This is a genomic window from Candidatus Alcyoniella australis, from assembly GCA_030765605.1.
Classification (GTDB): Bacteria; Lernaellota; Lernaellaia; order JAVCCG01; family Alcyoniellaceae; genus Alcyoniella; species Alcyoniella australis.
This window is the reverse complement of sequence record JAVCCG010000043.1, coordinates 1-26,108: the sequence shown is the minus strand read 5'-3', so window position 1 is coordinate 26,108 and position 26,108 is coordinate 1. Positions and strand designations below refer to the sequence as shown.

Sequence of the window (26,108 nt, the reverse complement as noted above, 5' to 3'; positions counted from 1 at the left end):
TCAGCCAGGTCGCAGCGCTGCTGCGGCACGGGGCCGACGCGATCTACTTCGGCGTGCAACCCCCGACTTCCGTTGGGCAGCGCTTCTCCCTGTTGCCGACCTCGGTCGAGTTCGACCTCGACTCGGCGCGGCAGGCAATGGCGATGATCAACGACACGGGCCGCCGCTGTTACGTCACGCTCAACTCGATCTATCACGACGAACAGCTCCCCGTGCTGCTCGATCTGGCGGGCGAGCTGGTGCGCGGCGGGGTGGGCGCGCTCATTGTCAGCGACGCGGGGCTTGCCGCGCTGTTGCAGCGCGACCTGCCGCAGGCCGAGCTGCACGTCTCGATCCTGGGGCGCACCCTCAACCACCAGACCGCCGAATTCTGGAAAGGGCTGGGCGCGAGCCGGATCATCCTCGAGCGGATTCTGAGCCTGGATGAGGCGCTGGAGATCAAACGCCGCGCCGCAATCGAGATCGAGCTGTTCGTCTACGGCGGGTTCTGTTTCAACTACCATGGGCAGTGCCGACTCTCCAGCTACCTCTACGGCGAGATGTGCCTGGCGCCGTGCCGCGACGCGCTGCTGATCGAGCGCATGCCCGGCGCGGGACGCACGCCGATGCGCAGCCGCTGTCTCAACGCCTACCCGCTGTTGCAGCGGATGTTCGAGGGCGGCGTGGACTGCATCAAGGTCGAGGGCCGACAGAAGAGCGTGCGTTACTCGATTGAGGTGCTCAAAGTGCTGCGCCGGGCCGTCGACGCCCTGGCCGCCGGAGACCCTCTGCCGCCGCAGCCGCAACACAACCCGTTGTTCATTGCGGCCCCGCGCAGTACGCCGGGGTTCTACGCGGGATCGACCGATCTTGAGCAGACCCTGGAGCTCGAGGGCGATCCGTGGGACTTCGCCCTGGGGCTGGCACCGTACCTCTCGCCCAAGGGAATTTCGTTTGCCGTGGACCGCACCCGCAAAGTCGCCCGGGCCTTTAAAAATGCGCGTCGCCTTCCAACAGATTGACCTCGGGCCCGCCATGCGGGACGCCGACCGGGTCTACCTGGGCGAGCGCTTCTGCGCGCTGCGCTATCGCAACCGGCTGGCCGAGTTCGTCGCCGCGGCGCAACACAGCGCAGCGCCGTGCTGGCTGTGCACCCCGAGCCTGGTGCGCCAATCCGAGCTCGAGCGCATCGCCGAGCTGACCCTCGACGCGGCACAGGCCTTTGCGGGTGTGCTGGTGGGCGACTTGGGCTTGGGACGGCTGCTGGCGGGCCGGGTGCGGCTGGGTTACGGCGGATACATCGGCAACCTGCCCACAGGCCAAACCATCGTCGAGCGCATCGGCGCGGAGCTGTTGCGTGTGTTCCCGCCGACGATCCGCACTGTGGAGACCTTGGCCGCGCAACTGCCGGTGGAGGTCGTGGTGCACGGACGGCTGCCGCTGGCCACAACGCCGCGCTGCCTGACGCGATTGCACCTGGGCTGCGAGCAATGCGAGCAGCGGCTCGAGGTCGAGGGCTATCCGGCCGCCATCGAGCTGCGCGGCAACACACTCTACTCCTCGCGGCCGGTGCAGGCTTACGGCATAATCGAGCGGCTGAAAAACGCGGGAGTGCAGTGGGCCGTGATCGAGGGGCTGGGGGTCGACCAAGAGCAGTATCAAGGGCTGGCCGAGGTCTACGACGGGCAACGGCCCGCGCCCTCGCGCCTGACCAGCGGCCTGTTCTTCCGCTCGCAAGCCTCGGGGATCGACAGCCCGGCCTGGGTCGAGCTGCTCGACCCGGCGGCGCAGGATGCGCGGCCGTGAAGATCCTGCTGGTCAATCCGCTGTGCGATTTGCGGCTGATCTGCGGCGGATACCGCCACTTCCACACGCCGATCCCGCCCTACGGCATTGCGAGCCTCGCCGCGAGCCTGATCCAGGCCGGTCACGAGGTGCAAATCGTCGATCACTTCGCCGATCGCCCGAGTTTCGACCAGCAGGTGCGCAGCCTGATCGAGTCCGAGGCCGACCTGATCGGCATCTCGCTGCTGACCACTGCCGTGGGCGCGGTACAGCGACTGATCGCCGCGGCGCGGCAACGCGCGGATCGTCCCCTGCGCTTTGTGCTGGGCAACCTGCACGCCACGCTGTTCCACGAGCAGTTGGTGCATAGCGGCGTGGCCGAGTACGTGATTCGCGGCGAGGGCGAGGGGCCGCTGTGCGAGCTGGCCGACCGTCTGGCCGCAGGCGAGGCGTTGGAGGACGTGGCCGGGCTGACCTACGCCGGTCCCGATGGGCCGCGGGTCAATCCCGTTGTGCAACAGGCCACGGATCTCGACCTGCTGCCGTTTCCCGCCTGGAACCTGCTCGACCTCAATAATTACCGCTCGGCTCCGCTGCTGGGGTTTGACGACATCGCGATCCCGGCCCTGGCCTCGCGCGGCTGTCCGTTCCACTGCTCGTTCTGCGCCCAGCGCGAGATGGGAGCCGAGTTCCGCGCGCTCTCGCCGCAACGGGTCGCCGATTACTTCCAGTGGGTGCACGACGAGTTCGGCCTGCGCACCCTGGGATTCATCGACGCCTGCTTTCCGCCGCGACGCGACTTCGGCAACCTGTTCGCCGACGAGCTGCGGCAGCGCGGGCTGATCGGCAAGCTGCGTTTCGCCACGGAGCTGCGCGTGGATCAGGCCGACATCGAGGTGTTGCAGCCGTTGGCCGAGGCCGGGCTGACCACGGTGATGCTCGGGTTCGAGTCCGGCGACCAGCAGGTGCTCGACAGCGTGCACAAGGGCCAGACCATCGAGCAGTCGCGCCGGGCCATGGCCGCCTGCAAACAGTTGGGCCTGCACACGGTGGGCTTTTTCATTATCGGCCTGCCCGGCGAGACCGAGGCCACGATCCGCAGCACTGCGCGCTTCGCCGTTGAGCTTGACTGCGACATCGCCAAGTTCAACCTGGCGGTCCCCTATCCGGGCACCGAACTGCTGCAAAGCCTGGGAGAGCGGGGCACGATGTCGTCCGATCGCTTCGAGCGTTTCTCGAGCTGGTACGACGACCCCGACGACCAGGGGTTGATTTTCGTGCCCCAGGGGCTCAGCGCCCGGCGGCTGAAGTTCTTTCAGCACTGGGCGATGTGGCGTTTCTACGTGCGGCCGCGAATGATCCTGCGCCACTTACGCCTGGGGATCATCACCCCGAAGAACATGGCGATCGGCTTCTACGTGCTGCTCGAAGGGCTGATCAGCGGACTGCGTGGCCGCTTGCGCAGGAAAATTTAACTCAGCGCAGCACGAGATCCAGCGTGAACTCCCCGGCATGCACCTCCGGGCCCAGATCCAGACACTGCACGTCCGAGAACAGCAGCGCGCGCACCCGCATGTCGGGCTCGCCGTTGTTGGGCGTCAACAGCACCGCGCCGTTTTGATAGACGCTGTCAATGCGGTACTGCTCGCTGATCAGCTCCAGTAGCGGCGCGAGGTATTGCTTGGGCAACACGCGATTGGTGTTGCACACCTGGTAGAACGTATAGACGATCGCCTGTGGCGGATGCGCGTCATAGTCGTTGAGAAATTCGTCGAGTACGAACGGCGGAGTGGTCCAAGGCAGCAGGAAGGTGTGTCGCCCCGGGGGCATACGCTCACTTTGGTAGTAGTAGTACGAATCATAGGGAATGGCGGCGATCGTATCGTGCGGCTGGGTTAGCTCGCGTACGCGCTTGACGACCTGTCCGCGCAAGTCCTCGCCTCGCGGCACAAGCTCGTTGAGCAAAGCGTCTCGCGGAACGAGCCAAACGGCAATGCAGACGCAGGCAACCATTCCCGCCACGAGCGTCAAGCGCCTGCGGTTCGAGGCTGGAGGAAAGATCGCCAAACAAAAACCCAGCGAGGCAAAAGTGAGAAACGGCAGGTGGTGGTATGGAAAAAGCGCCGGTAGGGCCATGAGAACCGCGGCCGCCAAAAAAGTCAGCAGCAAGCTGCGATCAAGACCGGGCAGCGTTCGGCCGCGTAAAAGCAGCAGGCTAGAAAGGACCATCCACCACAGTGGCAGCGACAGCCAGAAATGCCAGTCCGTGGCCAGCGAGACGTAATAGGCCGTTCCATAGTGCAGCAGCGGAAACAGGTAGCCATCGAGAAACGTCCCCAACGTACCCCGGGCGAGGCTGGTGCCCAGAACCAGCAACCACGGCAGGCATAATCCCAACCCGATTCCGAGAAGCTGTTGCGACGCCCCGCGCTCCCTGCTGCGCAATGCTCGCACCGTCAACAGCGCGACAAGCGCAATCGTCGCGATCCACGCTGTCTGCTTGGTGAGCGTGGCAATGAACAGCGCCAGCCCGGCCCAGACCGCGGCGGTTCGCATACGGCTCGAGGATTGTAAGAGGACAAACGCCGCGAGCATCATCGGCGTGATGATCGACTCGGACTGCCAGGCGGTTCCCTGGATCAATGGATGGTAAAGCGCGTAGATCAGCGCGCTGAGCAATCCGATATTTGGTCTTCCCAGGCGCACTCCGGCGGCAAACAGCAACACGATGTTAAGCAGCACCGCGCAGGTGGCCGCATAAAGCAGCACGGCGATGCGATCGCCGAACAGGGCCATTGCCCCGGATGTAATCCAGTAAATGCCGGGGCCGGTCTCGTCAAACGCGTCGGAATAGATTTCCCCGCCGCGCAGCAAAATGCGCGAGACAGTGGCGTGATCCCAGGTGTCGAGGTAGGGCGGGGCGCGATGCAGCGCGACGTGCGCTCCCAGCGTCACCAGCAGCAGCGCGGCAACCAACGCCAGGTGCAGCGCCCGGACCGCCTGAGGAGCCGATTCCGCGCGGCTCACCGGAGCTCCGGATGTTCGAGCCGCCAGATCGCGCTGTTGCGGCCGTCGCTGAGCAGCAACCCGCCGTCATGGTCCAAGGCCAGGCCCAGGGCATAGCCGAATCCGTCGGCGATCATCCGTTCGCTGCCCGGTTCGTAGGGCGCGGACACGGCGAACAACTGTTCGTCCGTGGCCACGTACAGCGTGCCCTCGGGGCCCGCCACGAAGTCGTTGACCAGCCGCGACTGGCGCTCGGGGCCCGGTCGGCCCACGCCGCTGAACACCGAATGCTCGCTCCAGCGGCCCTCGGCGTCGCGCTGCAGGCGCAACACCGTATCGCAGCGCGGCACCCCGGCCAAGCGCGGCGTGTCGCCGAGGCTGACGCTGACCAGCAGCGAGCCGTCGGGCTCGACGAGCAGCCCCGTTGGGAAACGCAGCGAGGGGGCCTGACCGCGGTCGACCAGCACTTGGGCCTCGCCCGTGGGAGTCAGACTGAGGATTCGCCCGTTCTCTTTCGTGTCGGCCACCAGCGTCTCGCCCTCGAGTCCGACGGCCGCGGAGCACGGTCGCGCGGGCTCGTGATCCGGGGGCTCCAGCGCCAGGCGCTGCGGCCGGTAGGTCCCCGGATCGAGACGGTACAGGCCGTGCTGCGACTCGAATCCCGGAGCGCAGACCGTGAACAGCAGTCTGCCGCTGCCATCGATCGCCATCCGCGAGCCGATGTGGTTGTACAGCGGCTCCCGGGCCAGCTCGCGCGGCGCATTCCGCGGATCGGATAGAGCCATGATCCGTCCGCTCTCGCCGTCGACCACGTAGAGCATCCGTTGGCCCAGTCCGGAGCGTCGCGCGGCGAGCATCTGCGGCACGGCGATCCCGTTGCCCACGATCAAGCGGTAGTCGGCGTTGGCGTCGATCCGCTCCAGGGGCGCGCGGTACAGATCGCCCGAGAGCCGACTGACTCCGAGCAGCGCGTCGCCGTCAAGACAGATCCCCTGGATCCCCGGGCCGGGAGTGCGATAGATGCGCTCGACCCGCAGGCCGTCGCGCTGGGGAACCAGGCGCAACAGCCAGCCGCGCTCCTGCCAGTCGCCGGTGGAGGCGTAGAGCTCGCCTCGCAGCCCCATTGCCAGGCCGTTGTGCGACAGCGGTTCGGGCAGCTCGCACAGCGCCGGACCCAGCTCGCCGGTTTGCGGGTCACAGCGATACAGCTCGCGGTCCAGGCCGCAAATAGCCGCATCGCCTCCGTCGTCGACCAAAGCTTTGAGCGTCCCGTCGTATTGCGCCAGCCGTTTCAACGTGCGGTCTTCGCGGCCCAGACGCCACAGCTCGGATCGGCTGCCCGGACGGTTGACGCCGACCAGCAGCGTACCGTCGGAAAGCACGGCCAGGGTGCTCTCCATGGTCGTGGTCAGCTCGTCAAAGGCCAGGGTCTCGACGGTCAGGTTCCCCGCCTCGGAACGCCGCAGCCGGTAGATCTCGCCCAGGACAAAATTGTAGGCCCACAGTCCGCCGCCCGGATCGGCCTCCAGCGAGTAGGCGCGCAGCCGCTCGACCTGCGGCGTCGACGGATCGTCCACTGCGTTGCTCGCACGCGCGCCGCGATCCCCGAACTTGATGCGGCTGATCGTGTCCCAGGCCTCGGCCGCGTAGAGTGCGCCGTCGGAATCGATTGCCACGTCCGTGGCCGCTGCCAGCTCGCCGGGAGGCAGCCAGGGCTCGATCAGCCAGCCTTCCGATTGCGCCCGCGGCCGCGTCGCGTACGGGATCTGCGGCCGGTGTTCGAAAACCTCGACCACGTTGTTCCCCGGCAGGTCGAAGGCAACGTAGTCGCGCTGCAACAGGCTCTCCAGCTCATCGAAAAGCGCGGCGCGCGGCTGGCAAAGGGCCAGCGGGTCGCCCCAGGCGTTGCGCGGCCAGTCGGCGGGTTTGGCGGTCGGGGCGTCGTACTCCTGCGGGCAGTCGTAGGCCAGCCGCACGATGAAGCGCGGCGGATCGGCGGCGAGCTGGGCGAGCAGCTGTTCGCGGTTGGATTGCAGCTCGGGCGATATCGCGCTTTGCCAGTGACCGTAGTTGGGGTGCGCGATCTCCTCGCCGGAGACCACGTCGAAGTTCTCCTGGAAGCGGGTCGGCGACAGGGCGCCGGAGAACAGGTAGAGCTCGGGCAGGTAGTCGTAGCACCAGATCGTCTCGCCGGAGCGCAGGTGCGCGCTCAGTCGTCGGCCGACCTTGCGCAACGTCGGCTGCCACTCCAAGTGGCCGAGCATCTCGTTGACCTGCTGCGGCTCGAGCTGCGCCGCGTGGTTGAGCTCGAAGATCCGTCGGGTCAACGGCTTGCCGTCTGACCACACGCCGTTTAACGACAGCGCGGCCAGCCGCGTCTCGGGCCGGTTGTCCAGACCCAACCCCAGGCAAGCCAATGCCAGCAGCACCGCTCCGAGCCGACGCGGAGCGGCCCGCAGCAGCAATCCGAGGGTCAGCGCGCCGAGCAGGCACAGGTAGGGCGGCAGCAGCACGAAGTAGTGGCTGGTGAAGCGGCCGCCGGCCAACGTGGCGCCCAACGCCGCAACGCAGTAGATCCAGACGCCGATCCGGGCCCGCCCCACGGCCCGCCAGGCCGGCCAAAACAGCGAGGTCGCCAGGCCCACGGCCGCCAGGCAGACCAGCCAGAAATTCGAGGAGAGGAACCGCCCGAGCTGCGCCAGGGCGAACTCCCCGCGGCTGGCGCTGCCGATGGCGAAGTAGTTGGAGAGCCGGCCCGGCGCCAACTGTTCGAACATCGCGCCCAGACAACCCAGGTCGGCCATGGCGATCACGAACGGCAGCGATCCGGCTGCCAGCCCGACCAGCACCAGCCCCAGGGCGGCCGGACGCGTGCGGGATCTATCGCGCCTGATCAACGCCAGCAGCAGCGCCGCAACTACGAACAGCAGCGCTACCTGCTTCATCCATAGCGCCACAGCAACGCAGGCCCCGGCCCCGAGCAGGTGCCAGACCCCGACCCGCCGGTTTAGCAGCAGCATCAGGCTCAGCAGCGAGGGCAATATCGCCCAGCTCTCGAAATTGGGGCAGATCGAGCCTGACATCAGCTCGGCCTGGTACAGCGCGTAGGCTCCGCCTGCCAGCAGCCCGCTGCGACGGTCCAGCGCCTGCTCGGCGATGCGGTAAAGCGCCAGACAGGCCCCCACGGCGCACAGTAGGGCGAAGATGTAGATCGGCAGCAGCCGCGGCCCGAACAGCTTGAAACCCAGTGCGAAGATCAACACGCTGCCCGGCGGCTTGGTGACCGTGGCCTCGCTGTAGGGGCAACGTCCCTGGCCGACCAGTCGCGCGGCGTAGGCCGGTGTGCCCAGGTCCGGGTTACAGAACGATTCGCTGAGCACCGGCAGGCGATAGAACAGCACCGTCGCTGTTAGAATCAATAACAGCAACAACCACAGAAGACGTTTGTCCGGCCGGGGTGTTTGTGCTGGAACCATCGTGATTTATTATACTTTTGCCCTGTAAAGGTTGACAGCTAATCGATTAAAGATCAAGAATTTCAGGACTAGCCTTGATTATGAATTACCACCGACCATCCCAGAGCAGCTTCATCGCCGCCACGGCGGTCGGCTGGTCGCTGTTCGCGCTCTACCTGATCTGCGGCGGACTGGGCGCGAATTGGGACATCGACGAGTCGTTCCGCGGCCAGGTGGTGTTCAACCTCGCCTCGGGTCAGCTGCTGCACCAGGATTTCATCTGCTACTACATCGAGCCGGTGTTTCAGCTGCTGAGCAGGCCGATCGTTTGGTTCGACCCGCAACTGCTGCCCTACGCCCAACGCGGATTGGGCATGCTGTGCATGCTGTTTGCGGCCCTGTCCGTACTCTGGACGATCAGACGCCTGGGAGGAGAGCGGCCGGGATTGGCGGTGGCCGTGGCGCCGCTGTCGCTGATGTTTATCGCCGAGGTGGCCGACCGGCTCTACCAGTATCGGCCCAACGCGCTGTCGTACGCCCTGCTGCTGCTGGCGCTGGCCGCGCTGTTTCTCAAGCCCCGGCGGCGCGTGCTCGGCGGCGTGATGCTCGGCCTGGCTCTGGCCAATCAGCTCGAGCTGGCGGTGGCAGGGGGCGCGGTCTGTCTGGCGTGGCTGCTCGTCGCGCGCAGGGCCGACAAGCTGACGGTCCCGGCGATCGCCGGCCTGAGCGCACTGGCGGCCTGGAGCCTGGCCTACGGCCCCACGCGGCTGTTCGACGTGGCGCACAACGCCTGGATCATGGGGCGCATCGTGCCGCTGCAATACGGGCCCAAGCTGCCGATGCCGATCGAACCCCACGCCTGGTTTGCAGTGGTCCTGGTCCTATGGTTCGCACTGCTGGCAGCCGGATTTATTCGACTCTATCGCTCCAAGCACCGCGGGTTCGCCCTGGCCTGCTCGCTGGTGATCGCGCTGCACATCAGCTACTTCCTCATTGGATTGAACCGGCTGTTCTGGCAGCACTTCACCCTCGAGCTGCTGGTGGGCGCGCCGCTGGTCAGCGTGGGCCTGGCCACGGCGATCCAGAGCATCGTCAGGCGTCTGCCCGACTCACGGCGGAACCTTCGGACGCTGGCCGCCTGCGGGCTGATCGTCGTGGTCTGGCTCGGGACCTACGGCCTGCGTACGTCCCTGCGCACGGAGCACCCCCTGGACGTCCAAGGCGCGCTGAACACGCGCCTGATGCCTGGCGAGGATTGCGTGCACAGCGCGATAAACGACTTCTACCGACCCTACACCCTGGCCCAGACCGCGGACTTTTTCGCCGCGCTCTCATACTCGTGCCCTGCGCCGCAAACACACTACGGCGAGGAACTCTACGCCCCGCATCTGCCGCACCTGCCACAGGGGATCGTCGGCCTGTATCAGCATACTTTGCACACGCGCGAGGCGTTGCAGCGCGATCCGGCCAAACGGGTCCTGGCCGCGCTGCTCATGGAAACCCTCGGCCGCGAGGTCTTCGAGACCTGCCCGGCCCAACAACTGATCGTTGCCGCGCCCTGCGCCATGCTCGACGATCCGACCCTGTTCCGCATTGCCCGGTCCGATCAGGATTTCCGCGACTGGTTGGCGGGCAACTACCGCAAAGTCGCGATCAGCAGCAAGCAAGGCCAGGTGGTGGTGTTCCTGCGCAATGACCGGCCTCTGGCTCCAGGCATGCGCGAGGTGCAGCCCTTGGAGCGGATCGGTTTGACTACAAATATTTCCGCAGATTGAGCAGCGAGCGCAGGTTCAGATCGTAGAGCATGTTCAACTCAAGGGTCGGCGGGCAGATGCAGTCGCTGCAGCGCACCGCGGGCAGGTCCTCGAAGGCCCGGCGGAATCCGAGCTGCAACGCATCGCGCATCAGCGGCTCGCGGCGCATCATCGAACACGGATAGAGCCGTCCCAGGGGATCGACCCGCGTGTAGAGCTTGCCCGCCACGCAGGGCAGCGCGCCGGGATCGGGCCGTTGCAGGTAGTAATCGAGATTGGCCCGCGAGTTGACGATCAGCCGGTTGCGCGCCTTGAGCAGCAGCAGTCGGCGCACCGCGGCCTCGAGCTGCGGCTGCTCGGGCTCCAGACCGTCGAGCCCCTTGCCGTAGGCCAGGCCGGGGACCACCGGCTGGAATTTGATCGGCGTGCGTTGCGCTGCGGCGAATGCCAGCAGCTCGTCGAGCATCCCGACGTTGCGCGCGTTGAGCGTGGCGTTGAGCACCACGCGCGTGCCCGCATCGCGCGCCGCCTCAAGCGCGGCAAGCATCTGCGCGTGCGCGCCTTGGCCGCGAAGTTGGTCGTGCACCTCGCGCGGCCCGTCGTAGCTTAGACGGATCGCATCGACGTGCCGCACCTGGTCGATGCGCGAATCAATGCGAAACCCGTTGGTGTTCAGCGCACAGGCCATGCCGCGCTGTAGCACGCGGCCGATCAGCTCGCCGATGTCGTCGCGCAGCATCGGCTCCCCGCCCGAGAGATGCAGCCTGACGCATCCGGCGTCGGCCATCGCGTCGATCAGCTCCAACGCCCGGGCCGTATCCAGCTCGCCGGGGTCGAGCCGTTCGAACCCGCAATACAGGCAACGCAGGTTGCAGCGATGGGTCACATCCCAACCCACGGCCAGGGGAATTCTGCGGCCCCAAAGCTTGGCCGAGGCAAATCCGGCTGCCGCTTTTACCAGCTGTCTTGGTCTCAAATTACACTCCGTCAGCGCCCAAAATAGCATGCTGGGTCACCGCATCCCAGGAGACGCCGCCGCTTGCCACACTCATCGGGGCGCAGTACAAAAGGCTATGACGATCCGGGACGCATCGCCTCGATGAACGGACCTCGCAACATCGGAGGCCGCCTGCGGCTGATGAGCGATTTCCTGCTGCGCAAGCCCGCCCCGCGCAGCGGCCCGTCGGTGGTCACGGTCGAGACCACCACCCGCTGCAACCTTCGCTGTCGCGGCTGCTTCCGCCGCTACGACGCCATCGGCGAGCGCGTGCTGCCGATGGAGCCGTTTCGCTCGCTGGTCGAGCAGGGCCAGGGCCGAATCAACCTGATCAACCTTTTCGGCATGGGCGAGCCGCTGCTCGATCCGCTGCTGTCCGAGCGCATCGCTCTTTGCAGCGATGTGGGAATCAGAACCCACGTTTCGACCAACGCCACACTGCTGGACGAACGCGCCTGCCGCGAGCTGATCGACGCCGGACTGAGCGCGATCACCTTTTCGGTGGACTCGCTGCAGCCCGAGGTCTACGAGCAAGCGCGCCCCGGCGCGCGCTACGCCGAGACCGTGCGCAACATCATTCGCTTTATACAGATCGCCCAGGGCGATCGCAGGCGGCCGCTGGCCTTTGTCAAAATGGTCGCCGACAGTCGCAACCTGGCCGAGGCCGGCTCGTTGCGCAGCTACTGGCGCGAGCGCGGAATCGACGACGTGCGGATCGTCAGCGACGAGTTCGGCAGCCTGGCCGACCGCGCGGCGATCCGCGAAAACGAGCACGCATCGAGCGGACCATGCCCGTTTCTGTGGCAGGGACCGGCCCTGGTCCGCGCGGACGGCGGGCTCTACCCGTGCTGCGCGGCCGGACTTGGCGGCAAGCCGTTGGCCAACTTGTTTCAAACCACGCTGCACGAGTTCTGGACCGGACCGATTATGACCCGCGTACGCCGCGGGCACCTCGAGCGTGGCCGCTACCCGGGATTGGACTGCTACTCGTGCCGCTCGGCCAAACCGCTGCCGCTGCTGGCCTACCCCAGCTTCCTCGCCGACGCGATCAGCGCCCGGCGCTGGGGCATGCGCCTGGAACACTGGGCGCGTAAACTGCAGATGGAGGTCACGTTCCATGCGATCAACTGATAGCGAACGCAGCCCGTTGTTCGGCAAAGAGCTGATTAAGGTTCTGCTGGTCAGGCCGCCGTCCTACCTGTGGCCGATCATCAACGAGTCGGACAATTTCCTGCTGCCCCTGGGCTTCCCCTGTTTGGCCGCCTGGCTGCGCGAAAAGATGACCGGAGTGCAGGTCGAAATCCTCGACTGCCCGCCGCTGAAGATCGGCTGGAAAAAACTCGAACGCATCGTGCGCGAAAAACGACCCGACGTGATCGGCGTGGGCGACATGATCTGCTACATGAAGGAGGGCATGCGCCTGGTGCGCTTGGCCAAGCAGATCGACCCGCAGATCGTCACTGTGGGCGGCGGGCACTTCCACTCCGCGATGCCCGATTACTCGCTGTCGAACTACCCGGAGCTCGACTTTGTCATCCGCTGGGAGGGCGAGGAGGCGTTGCGCCAACTGCTGTGCGCGCTGCGCGACGGCGGTGATCTGCGGCAGGTGGGCAACTTGGCGTACTTCGACGGCCAACAGGTGGTCAAGACCGAGCCGCTGCCGCTGATCCAGCCGCTGGACAGCCTGCCGATCCCGGCCTACGACCTCACGCCGATCGACAAGTACGCGCCGTTCGGCATGCTCTGGCCGCGGGCGATCACGATCCAGGCCCAGCGCGGCTGCCCCTACAAGTGCAACTTCTGCTCGTGGTCATACCTCGAGGGCGAGCACCATCTGGTCAACGGCCAGGAGCAGCTCACCCCGCGCATTCGCGCCAAGTCCGGCGAGCGGGTGCTCCAAGAAATCGACCTGCTCTACAACCAATACAAGATCCGCTACCTGTTCTGGGTCGACGCCACCTGGAATTACGATTCAACGCTGATGGAGCAGATCTGCGGCGGGATACTCGAGCGCGGATACAAGCTGGGCTGGTGGGCGTTCTGCCGTCCGGACATCCTGCTGCAACAGCACGAGAGCGGAGTGCTGCGCACGATGGTCGACTCCGGGCTCTCGCACGTGCTGCTCGGAGCCGAGCGCGAGACCGAGGAGGACCTGAGACTGGTGGGCAAGACCGACGCGCGGCGCGACTCGATCCTCGAGGTCTGCCATCTGCTCGAACGCGAGTACCCCACGGTCTTCCGTCAGGCCACCTGGATGACCGGCATCCCCACCGAGACCGAGCAGAGCCTGCGTTCGTTGGGCAAGTACGTGCGGCGCACGCATTTGGACTTCGCCGCGTTCCACCCGCTGATGCCCTACCCGGGCACCGAGTTGTGGGAGCAGTACAAAGATTCGCCGTTGCTCGAGGAAAAGGACTTCTCCAAGTTCGACATGTTCTACCCGGTGATGGCCTCGCAATACATCAGCCGCAAACAGATCGCCAAGGGCACCGAGCAAATCACCCTCGAGTTCGTGACCAAGCAGCCGTTGCGCTATCTGCGCGGGATGTTCAGCCGGATCAAGATCCGCCGCCGTTTGCACTGGTGGTTTGCGCTGAGCATCACCCGCGTACTGCTGCTCGACCTTTGGCACGCGATCCTCGGCCGCAAGACCTTCTCGGGCTTCGCCGCAGTGAGCAGCCTGTGGAAACCCAGCTGGTACGAGAAGTAGGCAGCTTAGAGCTGCCCTTTTCCGCAGACCGGTCGTTGGAGTATTCTGCTTCGTACCATGCGTTCATGCGTTAAACACAGGCTGATCGTGGCCGCGCCGGTCGTGTTGCTCGTCGCGCTGACAGCGTTGTGCGTCGGGCTGCTTCAGCTCTTTGGGTCCGGCTGCGCGGTTGACGAGAAGTGCTTTGACAACGGCGACTGCGAAGAGCCCAAGGTCTGCGACGCTCAGGGTCAATGCGTCTACGAGTGCGACAACGACAAGGACTGCGGAATCGGCTTCCTCTGCCGCGGCCACCTTTGCGAGCCCGCGGCCGGGGACGAGCCGCTGGATTGCCCCCAAGGCTCGGCCTCGGTGCTCGACTCTTATTGCATTGATATCTACGAGGCGTCGCGGCCCGACGCCACGGCTGAGGACTTCGGCGTTGACGAATCGTACGCGACCTCGCGCGTCGGAGTGCTGCCCTGGAAAGAGCTGAACAACGAGTCGGCCCAGCAGGCCTGCGTTGCCGCGGGCAAACAACTGTGTACGCCCCAGCAGTGGCAATTCGCCTGCCGCGGGCCGTACGACACGGACTATGCCTACGGCGACGATTACGACCCCTACTCCTGCAACGGCATCGACGCCTTTGGCGATAATAAGCAGCACCTGACGCCCAGCGGATCGTTCCCCGAGTGCACCAATGGCTTCGGCGTCTACGACCTCAACGGCAATCTTTGGGAGCAGGTCGCGGCGGGCAACGTGACCAAGGTGCGCGGCGGCGCCTACAACTGCCGCGACTCGGCCAAGCTGCACCAATGCGACTACGTGCCCGAGACCTGGGCCCCGCTGGCCGTCGGCTTCCGCTGTTGCTGGATCCCGGAGTAGCCGCCGGATGAACGCGCGCGGTCTGTGCCTGATCGTCCTAATGGCCGCGCTGTTGGTGTGCTGCGCCGCGGCCGCTGCCGACGATTGCCAAGGCGACGTGTTCGACTGTGCGACCACACTGCTCGATCAGGGCCAAGCGCGGCAGGCGATCAACCTGCTCAAACCCGCGCTGGCCGTTGACCCCGACGACGGAACGCTGGCGCGGCTGCTGGCCGCGTCCTACCTGGCCGAGGGCAACCGCTTCTGGGCGCTGCGTACTCTCAACGAACACCTGGCCCATACGGGCGATGCCCAAAGCGCGTGCTGGATTGCCTGGCTGCAGATCCAGGACGCCCAACTCGACCAGGCGCGCGACGCACTGGACGCGGCGGCTTTAGCGGACGAGGGACCGCTGCGGGCGCGGACCTTGCTGCTGCGCGCTATGCTCAATCGGCTCGCGGGCGAGGACGAACCGGCTTTGGATAATCTGCGTAGCGCGCGCAAGGCCAAACGGATGTACCAGGAGGACCGCGACCTGCTGGACTATCTGCGCAGCCTGGACCGCGGCTGGATAGTCCCACTGGTGCTGACCCTCGAGGCCGGAGGCGGTTGGGAGTCCAACGCGCTGCAATCATCGGTGGCCGAGGACCAGCAGGACGAGGTCGAATCGGCTTTCGTCGCGTTGCGCCACGACGCGCGGCTGACCTGGCCCTTGCACCGGCTGCTGCGGCCGAGCGCCGAGTACAGCCTGCGGCTCAAGGCCTACACCCAGCCCGATGCCGACGACGCGGGCTATTACGTGTTGAACGGACGCGCGGGACTGATCGTCGGCAACGCGGGCGCGCGCCTGGGCCTGTACTACGCCAACGAGAACACCGTGCTGCGCGGCGCGGACGTCTACGACCCGGGACCGCGCTGGTACATCGAGGCCCATCGCGGCGAGCTCGAGTTCGAGCCCTGGTCGTGGCTGTTGGTTTTCGGCGGCGGCGGCAGGCGTTTTTTCCGCGAGCGGGCGCGCACGCGCTTTGAGTACGACCTGGGCGCGGCAATCCGCGCGGGTCTGCCGGCCGGACTGGCGCTGAGCGCCGTGGCCTCGGGCCGGGTTTTTAATGCGCGGATCGAGGCCTACGACCTGCTGGGCGGCTCGCTGCTGATCGCGCCGAGCTGGACCTATTATCGCGACGGTCTGCTGCGCGTGGCGGTTGCCGGAATCCTCGACGACTACCAAAGCTCCGAGGACTATTTCGAGCCCGACGACGCGCGGCGCGACAGCATGCTACGCGTGGCGCCAGCGCTGTACAGCCCCTCGTACAAGGGGCTGCGCCTGGGTCTGAGCTACCGCTACACCGACCGCCACAGCACGGTTGAGCGCTACTCGTTCGTGAACCACGAGGCGCGGCTGAGCCTCTCGTGGCGCGGTGAGTTCAACCCCTGGCGGCCGCGGCGCGCCAAAGGATTGCGACACGTGCCGCTGGATTACGGGCTGACGAGCGACAGCGGCTATCAGGACGATGTGCGCGAGCTATTGCGCCAAGACGACGCGGCGCGCGGGAGCTCGTCGTGCGTGGAGTAAGCCGCTGAGCCCGGCCGCCATCGTGCGCGACGCGCTGCTGATCGTGCTGATCAGCGCGGCCCTGGCCCTGGGGTTCAACGGGCTACGCGAGCACTCGCTGCCGCTGGTGGCTGATCATGAGTACCAAGTGTTCGTGCCCTGCCCCGAGCCCGTGGGGCAGGCCGAGCCGCTTGATGCCGCCCAGGTCGATGCGCGTCCGGGGCATAATTTGCTGGTGGACGCCAGAACTCCCGAGGACTTTGCCGCGTGGCATCCAGAGGGCGCGCTGAACGTACCTTTCGACTGGCTCGAGCCGGTGCCTGAACAGGACCTGGAGAAGCTGGCCCGCTCGCGCGCACAGCGGATCGTGGTCTTCGGCAACGGCGCAGAGCCCGACTCAGGGCGCGAGCTGGCGCGCGAGCTTTCCGGCGCGGGTCTGAAGAACGTCTACTTCGTGCGCCACGGCGCGCCTGCCCTGCGTGCTGCGGACCAAGGGCGCGACGATGGCTGACTGGCGCGGACACGCCTGGATTGCGCTGCCTTTGCGGCTGCTGCTCGGCGGCGTGTTCCTCGCGGCCTGCTGGTACAAGATCGCGCATCCCGACGAGTTCGCGCTCTCGATTGCTACCTACGGTATCGTGCCGCTGTGGCTAATCAACATCTTCGCCGTGGTGCTGCCTTGGGTCGAACTGGCGACCGGGCTGCTGATCGTGCTCGGTCTGCGCACGCGCGCCGCAGCGCTGCTGGTCAGCGCGATGCTGCTGATGTTCAGCGTTGCACTGGTAATCGCTTTGGCCAAGGGGCTGGACACCGGCTGCGGCTGCTTTGCCTCGGCCCAGGCCGGGGAGACCATCACGCCGCTGACCGTGGTGCGCGACGCGGCGCTGCTGCTCCCGGCGCTGTACGTGCTGGCGTTCGATCGTCGCCCACTGGGATTGGACCGAATTTGGAGTAAGTGAGATGAGACGAGCTTTGTTGATTGCGATCTGCCTGTTGTGCGCGCTTTGCGCCTCGGCCGCGGCAGCGGATTACTGCGCCGAGCTAACCGCCGAGCAGCGCGGCCTAGTCGACCAGATCTTGACCACGCAACACCTCTACGATTGTTGCGATATGACCATTGCCCAATGCCTGGAACAATCGCCGCGTTGCGAGCTGGCCGTGCGCATCGAGCAATTCGTCTGCCGTTTGGCGGCCGAGGACGACGACCAACGGCAGATCGAGGCCGCGCTGAACAAGCGCGCGTTGAGCATGTCGCCCACGCTCAAGCCAGCGCAGTTTGATTTATCGAGCGCGGCGTTGGCCGGTGATCCGCAATCGCCGGTCAAGCTCACCATCTACCTCTGCCTGCGCTGCCCCTACTGCTCGCGCACCCTGCCCTGGCTCTACCGCGAGGTGAGCGTCGGCGGGCTGCACGGCAAGGTCGAGCTGCGGCTGAAAAACTTCCCGCTCAAGGGACATGCCGGATCGGTCGAGGGCGGCCTAGCGGCGATGGCCGCGCTGGAACAGGGAAAGATGTACGAGTACTACCTCTACGCCTACGAGCACTACAGCGAGTTCAGCGTTGAGAAGCTGCCGCAGTGGGCAGCGGCCGTGGGCCTGGACATCGAACGTTTCGCCCGCGACTTCGCCGACCCGGCGCTCCGCGAACGCCTGGCCCAGAGCAAGCGCGAGGGCTACGCCAACAGCGTCAACGCCACGCCCACGCTGTTCATCAACGGTCGGCGTTACCAGGGCTTCCTCGACCGCGAAAGCTTGATCGACGTTCTGCTTGAGGAGTACAACAGAGTCACGGGGAAAATCTATCAATGATCCGCAAGGCGGCGACGATTTTGTTTGCAACGACGCTGCTGCTATTGATTGGAATAATGAACGCACAAGCCAAACCGACAAATGATGATCCGCAGCTGCGGCTGTGGATAGTTTTCGACAACAATGCTCACGACGGACTGAGCGCCTCGTGGGGCTTCTCCTGCCTGGTGCAGGTCGGGTCCCAGCGGATCTTGTTCGACACCGGCGCGGACTGGAGCACGCTACGCTTCAACATGGACCAAATGGGCATCGACCCCACGAGCATCGACGCGGTGGTGATCTCGCATATGCACTCCGATCACCGCGGCGGACTGCTGGGCCTCTCGGGGCAGTGCGAAGGGCTGGAGATCTATCTGCCCCAGCCGCAAAGCGAGGCGCTGGCCGCCACGCTGGAGCAGCGCGGGCACAAACCGCACCGTGTGGCCGAATCGACCGAGGTCCGCCCCGGCATGTTCACCACCGGCGTACTTGAGGGACCGGTGGCGGAGCAGGGTCTGATAGTGCAACTCGACCAGGGATTCGTGCTGATCTGCGGCTGCGCGCATCCGGGCGTGGACAACATGGTCGAGCAGGCGCGCAAGCTGGCGCACGGCAAGCCGCTGCTGGTGCTCGGCGGGTTCCATTTGGGCAAGGCCTCGTCCGACGAGGTCAAACAAATCGCGGTCCGGCTGCGCGAGCTGGGGGTCGAACGGATCAGCCCCTGCCACTGCACCGGTGCGCGGGCAACCAAGCTGTTCGAGCAGCAGTTCGGCGAGGCCTACGCCCCCTGCGCCGTTGGCGCGTATTTCGAACTTTGATCGATATCATATTTTCAGCATCGCTAATGGGCTGATAATCGAACCTGACGCTGCGCATCCGGCGCACGCCAAGAAATATTGATGGAGAGGTTATGGCGATCCTCGAGATCAAAGACCTGGCGCTGAAACTGGGCGGCAAGCCGGTGCTCGACGGGCTGTCGGTCGAGTTTTGGGAGGGGCACGTGCACGCGATTATCGGCCCCAACGGCGCGGGTAAATCGACCCTGGCCAATACGATCATGGGTCTGAGCGGCTATCGCGATTACAGCGGCGAGATGACCTTTGACGGCGAGTCGCTACGCGGGCTGCCCATCGACGAACGCGCGCGGCGCGGGATCACCCTGGGCTGGCAGGAACCGGCGCGCTTCGAGGGGCTGAGCGTACGCAGCTTCATTTTGGCCGCCGCCCGCGACAAGTCCGATGAAATGCTGAACCGCTCGCTCGAGGCCGTGGGGCTCGACCCGGCACTCTACGCCGGGCGCGCCGCGGATAAGACGCTCAGCGGCGGCGAGCGCAAGCGGATCGAGCTGGCCTCGATTTTGGCGATGCGGCCGCGCTTGGTGCTGATGGACGAGCCGGACTCGGGGATCGACGTCGACGCGCTGCAGCGGATCTTCGACGCGTTGCGTACGCTCAAGACCGACGGCGCCACCGTAATCATGATCACCCACTCGCTGGCCGTGCTCGAACAGGCCGAACACGCGTTCCTGATGTGCTGCGGCAAGCTGATCGACCGCGGATCGGTGGACAAGATCGGGCTGTACTTCAAGGACCGCTGTCGGCCGTGCGACCACAAAAACGCGCCGATCAAGGGGGCCGGGCAATGAGCGAGCAGACCATCGAGCGCATCTACCAATCGATCGACTACCAGCGCCACGACGACCTGGCCGAGGATGCGGCCTACGTGGTGGTGCACGGCAATGAGGTGCTCGGCTCGAAAATGGTCCCCGGACTCGAGATCAAAGCCGAACAACTGGACCAGGGCGTTGAGATCTGGATGCGTGTGCACGAGGGGACGCAGATCGAGAAGCCGGTGCACATGTGCTTCGGCCTGATGCCCGAGACCGGCGTGCAGCGGATCGTGATGCACGTCAATATCGAGGACCGCGCGCAGGTCGCGGTGCTGGCGCACTGCACTTTTCCCAACGCCAAGCAGATCGAGCACCTGATGGACGCCGAGATTTCGGTGGGGCGCAATGCGAGCTACTCGTACCTCGAGCGCCACGTGCACGGCGATTCCGGCGGCACGCGGGTGGTGCCCAAGGCCAAGGTCACCTTGCACGAGGGCGCGCGCTTTAAAACCGAGTTCGAACTGGTCAAGGGGCGCGTGGGCGAGCTGGACATCGAGTACGAGACCACCTGCCACGCGCGCTCGGTGATGGAGATGACAGCGCGGATCAAGGGCTTCGGCCACGACCGGATTAGGCTCAACGAGATCGGCCACCTGGTGGGCGAGGACGCGCGCGGCGTGCTCACCTCGCACATCGCGGTGCGCGACAACGCCCGGGCCGAGATCCGCAATACGCTGACCGCCACTGCCGCAGGCTGCCGCGGACACGTGGACTGCAAAGAGATCGTAATGGACCACGCCGTGGCCATGGCCGTGCCGGTGGTCGAAGTCCGTCACCCCAAGGCCCACGTGACCCACGAGGCGGCCATCGGCAGCGTGGACAGCAAACAGCTCGAGACGCTGATGGCGCGCGGCCTGAACGAGGACGACGCCGCCGACCTGATCATCGACGGGCTGCTAAAGCGGCCGTAAAACTCGCGCAGCGCCATGGTCGTAATCCAACGATCCGTGCTGCGGCCAAAATCCGATTATCGACGGCCTGCTTAGCCAAATCGGAATACCGATCGCGTTACGGCGCACGGTACGCGCGTCGTGATGCATGGTTCACCGCATAGCTCATTGATTGGTCAACGGCCGGACGTTGCGTTAAAATTCGCAGGCAACATCAGGGAAGGGACGCAAATGGGCGGCAGCAGAAAACCGAGCGTAATGAGAACCGCGCTGCTCGCGGGTCCGCGGATCACCAGCGAGCCGCTACGGAAAGGCCTGAGCGTCGCCGAGCTGATCCAGACGGCCTTCCAGGCGTATAACTCCGCAAGAATACGCGAAATTTGCGACCTGTTCGAGGCCAAGCTCTCCGACCCGAATGTGGTGATCGGCATGTCGTTCACCGGCGCGCTGACCCCGGCGGGGCTCGGCGGAACCTGCATCGTGCCGCTGATCAGGGCCGGGCTGATCGACTGGATCGTCAGCACCGGCGCCAACCTGTATCACGATCTGCACTTCGCCCTGGGCTACGAACTGCACCGCGGAACGCCGCACGTCAACGACTGCCAGCTGCACCGCGAGGGCGTGGTGCGGATCTACGACGTGCTGATGGACTATCGCGTGCTGATCAACACCGATAACGACACCACCGGATTTCTCAATAATCCCGAACTCGAGACCCGGCTGGGAACCGCCCGACTGCACTACCTGCTGGGCAAATGGGCCAAGGAAAAAATGCTCGAGCGGGAGGTAAAGACCGATTGCTCGATGCTGGTCGCGGCCCACGAGTGCGGCGTGCCGGTCTACACCTCGAGCCCTGGCGACTCGACCATCGGCATGGACATTGCCTCGTGGAACCTGGTCGGCGGCAAGATCCAGATCGACCCGGCGATCGACGTCAACGAGACCACGGGCATTGTCTACGAGGCCAAGAAACACTATTCCAAAAGCGCGGTGGTGATCTGGGGCGGCGGATCGCCCAAGAACTTTATGTTGCAGACCGAGCCGCAGTTGCAGGAGATCCTCGGGTTCAAGCTTAAGGGTCACGACTACTTCATTCAGGTCACCGACGCGCGGCCCGACACCGGCGGGCTCTCCGGCGCAACGCCCCACGAGGCGGTCTCCTGGAGCAAGATCGACCCGGAGATGCTGCCCAACGCCGTGGTCTGCTACGCCGACACCACGATCGTGCTGCCGCTGCTCGTCGCCTATTTGCAGGAGAAGCGAATCAAGCGGCCGCTCAAGCGGCTCTATGATCGGCGCGACGAGCTGATCGCCCAACTGCGCGACGACTTCCGCCAATTCGTCAAGCTCCAAGGGTCTCCCCACGGCGACACCAAGACCGCCAAGTCGTTGCGCCGCAAGCTCGCCAAGACCGAGAAGACGATCAAGGCCAAGTAGGTGCCCTCCCGGCAGACCCTCGAGCGCAACGACTACATCGCCCTGGCCCTGCTGACCGTGGTGGTGACGCTCTTCGTCGGCGGCGTATTTCTGCCCTGGGACGCCCAGCTCAACCCCGAGGCGTTCCGCTCCCACGACTGGCTGCAGATCGCCAGCTACGACCACCTATTCCGCCAAGCGATCCTCGACCAAGGGGCCTTCCCCCTGCGCACCTACTTCCTCGGCGGCGGCTACCCCTTAATCGGCAATCCACAGGACGGCTCACTCTCGCCGCTGGTGCTCAGCTCCCTGGTTCTCGGCGAGCGGCTGGGCATGAAGCTCAACCTGCTGCTGCTGCACCTGCTCGGCGCCTGGGGGACCTACCTGTTCTGCAGATTGCGGCGCGGAGCGCATCCGGCCGGAGCCGCGGCTGCGGGCGCTCTGCTGGTGCTTTCGGGCTGGACCACTGGACGTATGGCTTTCGGTTTCTACGTCAAATTTTTATTCCTGCTCACGCCCTGGGCGTTTCTGTTTATCGAGCTGATCCCGCGTCGCCGCGCGGCGATCATCGGCCTGGGCCTGACCCTGGCGCTGATTCTGACTCAGCTTGGTCTGGGCTTCGAGGTAATTGTGCTCTTCCTCGGGCTGGCCGCGCTGCTGCTGGACCTGTCGCAGTCGATTGTCGATCGCCGGGTGCGACCCTGGCGCACACTGGGACTGGGGCTGGGGTTGGGGCTGGCCGCGCTGTTGATGGCCGGACGGCTGGCGCCGATGATCGAGATCCTGCGGCAGAACTCGCGCACGGTCGAGTCGTACGACCTCTACGCCGAGCTGACCCGCGGCGGCACCCCGCAGTTCTACATGGGGCTGCGCGAGATGGGCCTGGCGCTGTGCGGCTACCGCGATCTGATGAACTGGCCGCTAAGCGTGGGGCCGTTGGGCCTGGGCCTGGCCGCAGCCGGAGTGCTGTTCTCCGGCATCAAACGCAGCGCCAACGAGCTGCTGCTGCTGTTGATCGCGGCCTGGATTTGCCTGGGGCCCTTCGCCCCGATCGACCTGTTCGCCGCGCTGTGGCGCGTGCCGTTTTTCAGCTCGATGCACATGCCGTTCCAGCTGTTTAACTTCTTCCTGCTCTGGCCGGTTGTTGTGCTGGCCTCGGGCGGCGTGCCTTCGCTACGCTCGGCCGGCTGGTCGCGGCAGCTCACCGTGCCCGCGGCAGCCCTGGCCGTGGTCGCGGTGCTCTGGATCGGCTACCTGCATCGGCCGATCTACGACGAGTTCTTCACCAACCCGCTGCCCGATCAGGCCCGCGAACCCGAGTTCTACCAGGTGTCGGGCGATACGCAGATGGGGCGCGGATCGCCGCGCAGCCCGCGCTCGCACCAGTACTTCAACCTGCTGCGCAACGTGGGAACCATCGACTGGGACGGCGACGTATTGCTGCCCGAGCACGCGCAGCCGCGCTACGTGATCGACCTTAACGACAAGATCGCGGCCAACGCGCTCTACCGCGGCGAGGCGTTTGTCGACCCGCCCGCAGCAGGCGTGGTCGATGCTCTTGAACTGCGCTCGAACTCGATCCGGATCAGCGGAATGCTGGCGGGACCGGCGCTGGTGACGATCAATCAAAACCGCGACCGCTGGTGGCGCGTGGATCAGCCCGCGGGCGTAACGTTGACCGACGCGGACCTGCTGACGCTCAAGATCGAGCGGGCCGGAGCGTTCGATGTGCGGCTGATCTACCGGCCGTGGCCTACGTTAATCGGATTGATAATCAGCGGCCTGACCTGGCTGGCGCTGGCAGCTTGGCTGGTCTTTTGGCGCCGAACACGAAGGCAGCTTGGAGCTGCCACAAAACTCGCGAGCGGACCAAACTCGTAGCCCAGCTACCCTCTCCGCGACGCGGAATGGGTGGTGGGTTAATGACCAAAGAAGTACGCGAGCTATGCTGGCACCTCTAAGGTGCCGCGGAATGGGTGGTGGGTTCATAACCAGAGAAGTATGCGAGCTTTGCTCCGGCTCTAAGCCGGGCACCTCGAAGGTGCCCCGGTTAGCCCTCTTCGCAGCGTTTCTTGAACGCCTTGAGCATCGTGGGGAAGTTGGCCTGCATCACGGTGTTGACGATCTTCTTGGGCACCATCAAGCCGAACTCAACGTCCACGAAGTAGGTCGCCTTGGTGCGCTTGCCCTTGTCCAGCGACTCCAGGGCCCAGCCGCCGTCGTTCTTCTTCATGAAGCCCTTGACCAGTTTCCAGTCCAGGCTCTTGCCCGGCGTGCCCCACAGGCGCAGCGTGTAGCTGATCTGCTTGATGATCTTGACGCCGAACTCGACCTCCCACTCGTCCTTGTCCTGGCTGATGATCGACGTACTGGCCACGTCGCTGAGGAAATCGGGGTAAGCCGCGAAGTCGGAAATTACCTCGTAGACCTTCTTCGGCGGTACGTCGATCTCGATCGACATTTCGGCCCGTTGCGCCATTGCTTCCCTCCAAGGATTTTGTTCGGCGAAATATCTAGCTTGGTTGCAATTAAAATCGAGATTAGCCCCGGCCGATGGTACAGGTCAACCGCTGGATACATCGGGCATCGCGATGGTTGTATATTGATGCGATCGGAGGTGGTGATGGAGCGTTGGGGGTTGATGCTGTTGCTGCTGGTCGTAATCGCGGCTTGCTCGTTTGCCGCCTGCGAGGCTGACGACGATGACGACGACGCGGCTGTGGACGACGACGACGACGACCAGGCCGACGAGGGCACGCTGCTGTTGCAGACCGACCAGGCGCGGCTGCTGATCGAGCTCGAGCCGTTGGGCATTGAGCTGCAATCGCCTTCAGGCGAGCGGATTGCGGCCTCGCGCGGGTTCGGCCAGTGGTGTTCGCTTGGCTACAAGCGCCTGGGGGCCGAGCATTTCCCCGACATGCTGCTCGGATTTGAGGTTGACGACAACGGCCGGTCGGCCGCGCTGTACTACCGCACCTCGGAGGGCTCGAACATGGCGCTGCAAATCGAGTTCACCACCGAGAGGACCGTGCACGTCAGCGCGCAGCTCGACGACCTCTCGGGCTGGCTGACCGCCGGGCACGCCATGGCATTGGAGCCCGACGAGGCGATCTACGGCCTGTCCGAGCGCATCTGTTGGGACCCGGTCAACAGCGAGGATCTGCCGCAGGAGATCGGCGGCCTGAACCGCCGCGGCCAGAACTGGCCGATGGTGATTTTGCCGACCTTGGGAATCTACGCGCCGTTCTATCACTCGAGCGCGGGCTACGGGCTGTACGTCAATACGACCTTCCCCGGCGAGTTCGACGTGGGCCGCCGCGACCCGGAGGGCGTGTGGTTCGAATTCTTCAGCGGCGAACGCAATCCGCTGCTGGATTACTACCTGTTCTACGGCCCGACCCACGATCAAATTCTTAACGAGTACACCGCGCTCACCGGCCGACCGTTCCTGCCGCCGAAATGGGCGTTCCTGCACTGGCGCTGGCGCGACGATCACTACATCGGCCAGGCCGAGCTCGACGGCGTGATGGTCAACTACCAACTGGCCGAGGATCTGCTGATGTACGAGCAGCTCGATATCCCGGCGGGCAACTATTGGGTCGACCGGCCCTGGAGCCCGGGCGAGGCGGGCTATTCGCAGTTCGCTTGGGACCTGGTGCGCTTCCCCAACCCGGACTCGATGATGCAATCGCTGTTCGAGCGCGGCTACCACTTCGCGCTGTGGGCCGGACCCTGGGCCGTGGGCGACCAGCCGGGCCAGATGGGCTGGGTCGCGCAGCACAACGGCTACCTGGTCAAGGAGGGCAACCCGCACCTGGACTTCACCAATCCCGAGGCCGTGCAGTGGCTTAGCGACGAGATCGTGCAGTGGGTCACCAGCCAGGGGATCCAGGGCTGGAAGCTCGATCGCGGCGAGGAGGATCAGCCGTCCATGCCCTGGGATTATTATTACGACGGCCGCAGCGGATTCGAGGTGCGCAACGTCTACCCGCTGCTCTACCAAAAGACGTTCCACGACGCGATGCAGCAAGCCTGGGGCGACGATTTCGTCAACATCATCCGCTCGAGCTGGGCCGGATCGCAGCAGTACGGCATTCCCTGGGGCGGCGATACGCGCGCGGTGACCACCGAGGGCGCGAGCACCGATTTGGGCCTGCGCTCGGCGATCATCAGCCTGTTGCAAAGCTCGTTTCTGGGGTTCCCGGTCTGGGGCTCGGACACCGGCGGCTACCACCATTTCATCGACCGCGAGGTCTTTGCGCGC

21 protein-coding genes are annotated in these 26,108 nt (G+C 65.3%); 17 read left to right on the top strand and 4 right to left on the bottom strand.

Annotated features, from left to right (window positions below):
• The 3 genes from P9M14_05100 to P9M14_05090 all read left to right on the top strand — a co-directional run.
• Nucleotides 1–1,001, top strand: a 1,001-nt coding sequence (locus P9M14_05100) for a peptidase U32 family protein (GenBank protein MDP8255104.1), incomplete at its 5' end; no start/stop codon positions are given.
• A 13-nt stretch (nt 1,002–1,014) separates the two neighbouring features.
• Entirely contained in the window at nt 1,015–1,785 is a 771-nt protein-coding gene (locus P9M14_05095; GenBank protein ID MDP8255103.1) for a hypothetical protein, read from the top strand.
• The gene (locus P9M14_05090) at nt 1,782–3,239 is read left to right on the top strand and encodes a radical SAM protein (protein ID MDP8255102.1); all 1,458 of its coding nucleotides are present in this window, start codon (nt 1,782–1,784) and stop codon (nt 3,237–3,239) included. The genes P9M14_05095 and P9M14_05090 overlap by 4 nt, the downstream gene beginning before the upstream one ends.
• Before the next feature lies 1 nt (nt 3,240).
• Here the strand turns inward: P9M14_05090 and P9M14_05085 are convergent, their stop codons facing one another.
• Both P9M14_05085 and P9M14_05080 read right to left on the bottom strand, forming a co-directional pair.
• Nucleotides 3,241–4,791, bottom strand: coding sequence for a glycosyltransferase family 39 protein (locus tag P9M14_05085; protein MDP8255101.1), 1,551 nt, complete (start codon nt 4,789–4,791; stop codon nt 3,241–3,243).
• Nucleotides 4,788–8,189, bottom strand: coding sequence for a glycosyltransferase family 39 protein (locus tag P9M14_05080; protein ID MDP8255100.1), 3,402 nt, complete (start codon nt 8,187–8,189; stop codon nt 4,788–4,790). The genes P9M14_05085 and P9M14_05080 overlap by 4 nt, the downstream gene beginning before the upstream one ends.
• Nucleotides 8,190–8,326: 137 nt before the next feature.
• Between P9M14_05080 and P9M14_05075 the strand changes: the two genes are divergently transcribed.
• A complete protein-coding gene (locus P9M14_05075; protein ID MDP8255099.1) occupies nt 8,327–10,000 on the top strand; it encodes a hypothetical protein in 1,674 nt (557 codons plus the stop codon).
• On the opposite strand, the gene P9M14_05070 is transcribed toward P9M14_05075, so the two are convergent.
• Complete coding sequence (locus tag P9M14_05070) at nt 9,978–10,955, bottom strand: radical SAM protein (GenBank protein ID MDP8255098.1); 978 nt, start codon at nt 10,953–10,955, stop codon at nt 9,978–9,980. The genes P9M14_05075 and P9M14_05070 overlap by 23 nt on opposite strands.
• Nucleotides 10,956–11,117: 162 nt before the next feature.
• Here P9M14_05070 and P9M14_05065 point away from each other — a divergent pair, with 162 nt between their 5' ends.
• From P9M14_05065 to P9M14_05010, 12 genes are all read left to right on the top strand, one after another.
• Nucleotides 11,118–12,107 (top strand): radical SAM/SPASM domain-containing protein, encoded by a 990-nt coding sequence (locus P9M14_05065; protein MDP8255097.1) that lies wholly within the window; start codon nt 11,118–11,120, stop codon nt 12,105–12,107.
• Nucleotides 12,094–13,686, top strand: coding sequence for a radical SAM protein (locus P9M14_05060; GenBank protein ID MDP8255096.1), 1,593 nt, complete (start codon nt 12,094–12,096; stop codon nt 13,684–13,686). The genes P9M14_05065 and P9M14_05060 overlap by 14 nt, the downstream gene beginning before the upstream one ends.
• A 57-nt stretch (nt 13,687–13,743) precedes the next feature.
• The gene (locus P9M14_05055; protein ID MDP8255095.1) at nt 13,744–14,550 is read left to right on the top strand and encodes an SUMF1/EgtB/PvdO family nonheme iron enzyme; all 807 of its coding nucleotides are present in this window, start codon (nt 13,744–13,746) and stop codon (nt 14,548–14,550) included.
• 7 nt (nt 14,551–14,557) lie between these two features.
• Nucleotides 14,558–16,102 (top strand): tetratricopeptide repeat protein, encoded by a 1,545-nt coding sequence (locus P9M14_05050; protein ID MDP8255094.1) that lies wholly within the window; start codon nt 14,558–14,560, stop codon nt 16,100–16,102.
• Nucleotides 16,041–16,592, top strand: coding sequence for a rhodanese-like domain-containing protein (locus tag P9M14_05045; GenBank protein MDP8255093.1), 552 nt, complete (start codon nt 16,041–16,043; stop codon nt 16,590–16,592). Before P9M14_05050 ends, P9M14_05045 begins: the two co-directional genes overlap by 62 nt.
• The gene (locus P9M14_05040) at nt 16,585–17,040 is read left to right on the top strand and encodes a MauE/DoxX family redox-associated membrane protein (GenBank protein MDP8255092.1); all 456 of its coding nucleotides are present in this window, start codon (nt 16,585–16,587) and stop codon (nt 17,038–17,040) included. Before P9M14_05045 ends, P9M14_05040 begins: the two co-directional genes overlap by 8 nt.
• A gap of 1 nt (nt 17,041) precedes the next feature.
• On the top strand, nt 17,042–17,890 hold the full coding sequence (locus tag P9M14_05035; protein MDP8255091.1) for a thioredoxin domain-containing protein: 849 nt from the start codon (nt 17,042–17,044) through the stop codon (nt 17,888–17,890).
• A gap of 56 nt (nt 17,891–17,946) precedes the next feature.
• Entirely contained in the window at nt 17,947–18,687 is a 741-nt protein-coding gene (locus P9M14_05030; protein ID MDP8255090.1) for an MBL fold metallo-hydrolase, read from the top strand.
• Nucleotides 18,688–18,779: 92 nt separating this feature from the next.
• The gene (locus tag P9M14_05025) at nt 18,780–19,514 is read left to right on the top strand and encodes an ABC transporter ATP-binding protein (GenBank protein MDP8255089.1); all 735 of its coding nucleotides are present in this window, start codon (nt 18,780–18,782) and stop codon (nt 19,512–19,514) included.
• On the top strand, nt 19,511–20,449 hold the full coding sequence (locus P9M14_05020; GenBank protein MDP8255088.1) for a SufD family Fe-S cluster assembly protein: 939 nt from the start codon (nt 19,511–19,513) through the stop codon (nt 20,447–20,449). Before P9M14_05025 ends, P9M14_05020 begins: the two co-directional genes overlap by 4 nt.
• Nucleotides 20,450–20,686: 237 nt before the next feature.
• Nucleotides 20,687–21,865 carry a deoxyhypusine synthase gene (gene speY / locus P9M14_05015; protein ID MDP8255087.1) on the top strand — a complete coding sequence of 393 codons (1,179 nt, stop codon included), beginning with the start codon at nt 20,687–20,689 and terminating at the stop codon, nt 21,863–21,865.
• Nucleotides 21,866–23,725, top strand: coding sequence for a hypothetical protein (locus P9M14_05010; protein MDP8255086.1), 1,860 nt, complete (start codon nt 21,866–21,868; stop codon nt 23,723–23,725).
• Between the two features lie 169 nt (nt 23,726–23,894).
• On the opposite strand, the gene P9M14_05005 is transcribed toward P9M14_05010, so the two are convergent.
• Nucleotides 23,895–24,323 carry an SRPBCC family protein gene (locus tag P9M14_05005; GenBank protein MDP8255085.1) on the bottom strand — a complete coding sequence of 143 codons (429 nt, stop codon included), beginning with the start codon at nt 24,321–24,323 and terminating at the stop codon, nt 23,895–23,897.
• Between the two features lie 144 nt (nt 24,324–24,467).
• Between P9M14_05005 and P9M14_05000 the strand changes: the two genes are divergently transcribed.
• On the top strand, nt 24,468–26,108 hold a 1,641-nt coding region (locus P9M14_05000), incomplete at its 3' end, for a glycoside hydrolase family 31 protein (GenBank protein MDP8255084.1).

Bases quoted from the DNA above. Each gene is read 5' to 3' on its own strand.
- P9M14_05095 (MDP8255103.1), top strand. From the start codon at position 1,015: ATGCGGGACGCCGACCGGGTCTACCTGGGCGAGCGCTTCTGCGCGCTG.
- P9M14_05075 (MDP8255099.1), top strand. From the start codon at position 8,327: ATGAATTACCACCGACCATCCCAGAGCAGCTTCATCGCCGCCACGGCG.
- P9M14_05065 (MDP8255097.1), top strand. From the start codon at position 11,118: ATGAGCGATTTCCTGCTGCGCAAGCCCGCCCCGCGCAGCGGCCCGTCG.
- P9M14_05060 (MDP8255096.1), top strand. From the start codon at position 12,094: ATGCGATCAACTGATAGCGAACGCAGCCCGTTGTTCGGCAAAGAGCTG.
- P9M14_05055 (MDP8255095.1), top strand. From the start codon at position 13,744: ATGCGTTCATGCGTTAAACACAGGCTGATCGTGGCCGCGCCGGTCGTG.
- P9M14_05050 (MDP8255094.1), top strand. From the start codon at position 14,558: ATGAACGCGCGCGGTCTGTGCCTGATCGTCCTAATGGCCGCGCTGTTG.
- P9M14_05045 (MDP8255093.1), top strand. From the start codon at position 16,041: ATGTGCGCGAGCTATTGCGCCAAGACGACGCGGCGCGCGGGAGCTCGT.
- P9M14_05040 (MDP8255092.1), top strand. From the start codon at position 16,585: ATGGCTGACTGGCGCGGACACGCCTGGATTGCGCTGCCTTTGCGGCTG.
- P9M14_05035 (MDP8255091.1), top strand. From the start codon at position 17,042: ATGAGACGAGCTTTGTTGATTGCGATCTGCCTGTTGTGCGCGCTTTGC.
- P9M14_05030 (MDP8255090.1), top strand. From the start codon at position 17,947: ATGAACGCACAAGCCAAACCGACAAATGATGATCCGCAGCTGCGGCTG.
- P9M14_05025 (MDP8255089.1), top strand. From the start codon at position 18,780: ATGGCGATCCTCGAGATCAAAGACCTGGCGCTGAAACTGGGCGGCAAG.
- P9M14_05020 (MDP8255088.1), top strand. From the start codon at position 19,511: ATGAGCGAGCAGACCATCGAGCGCATCTACCAATCGATCGACTACCAG.
- speY (MDP8255087.1), top strand. From the start codon at position 20,687: ATGAGAACCGCGCTGCTCGCGGGTCCGCGGATCACCAGCGAGCCGCTA.
- P9M14_05005 (MDP8255085.1), bottom strand. From the start codon at position 24,323: ATGGCGCAACGGGCCGAAATGTCGATCGAGATCGACGTACCGCCGAAG.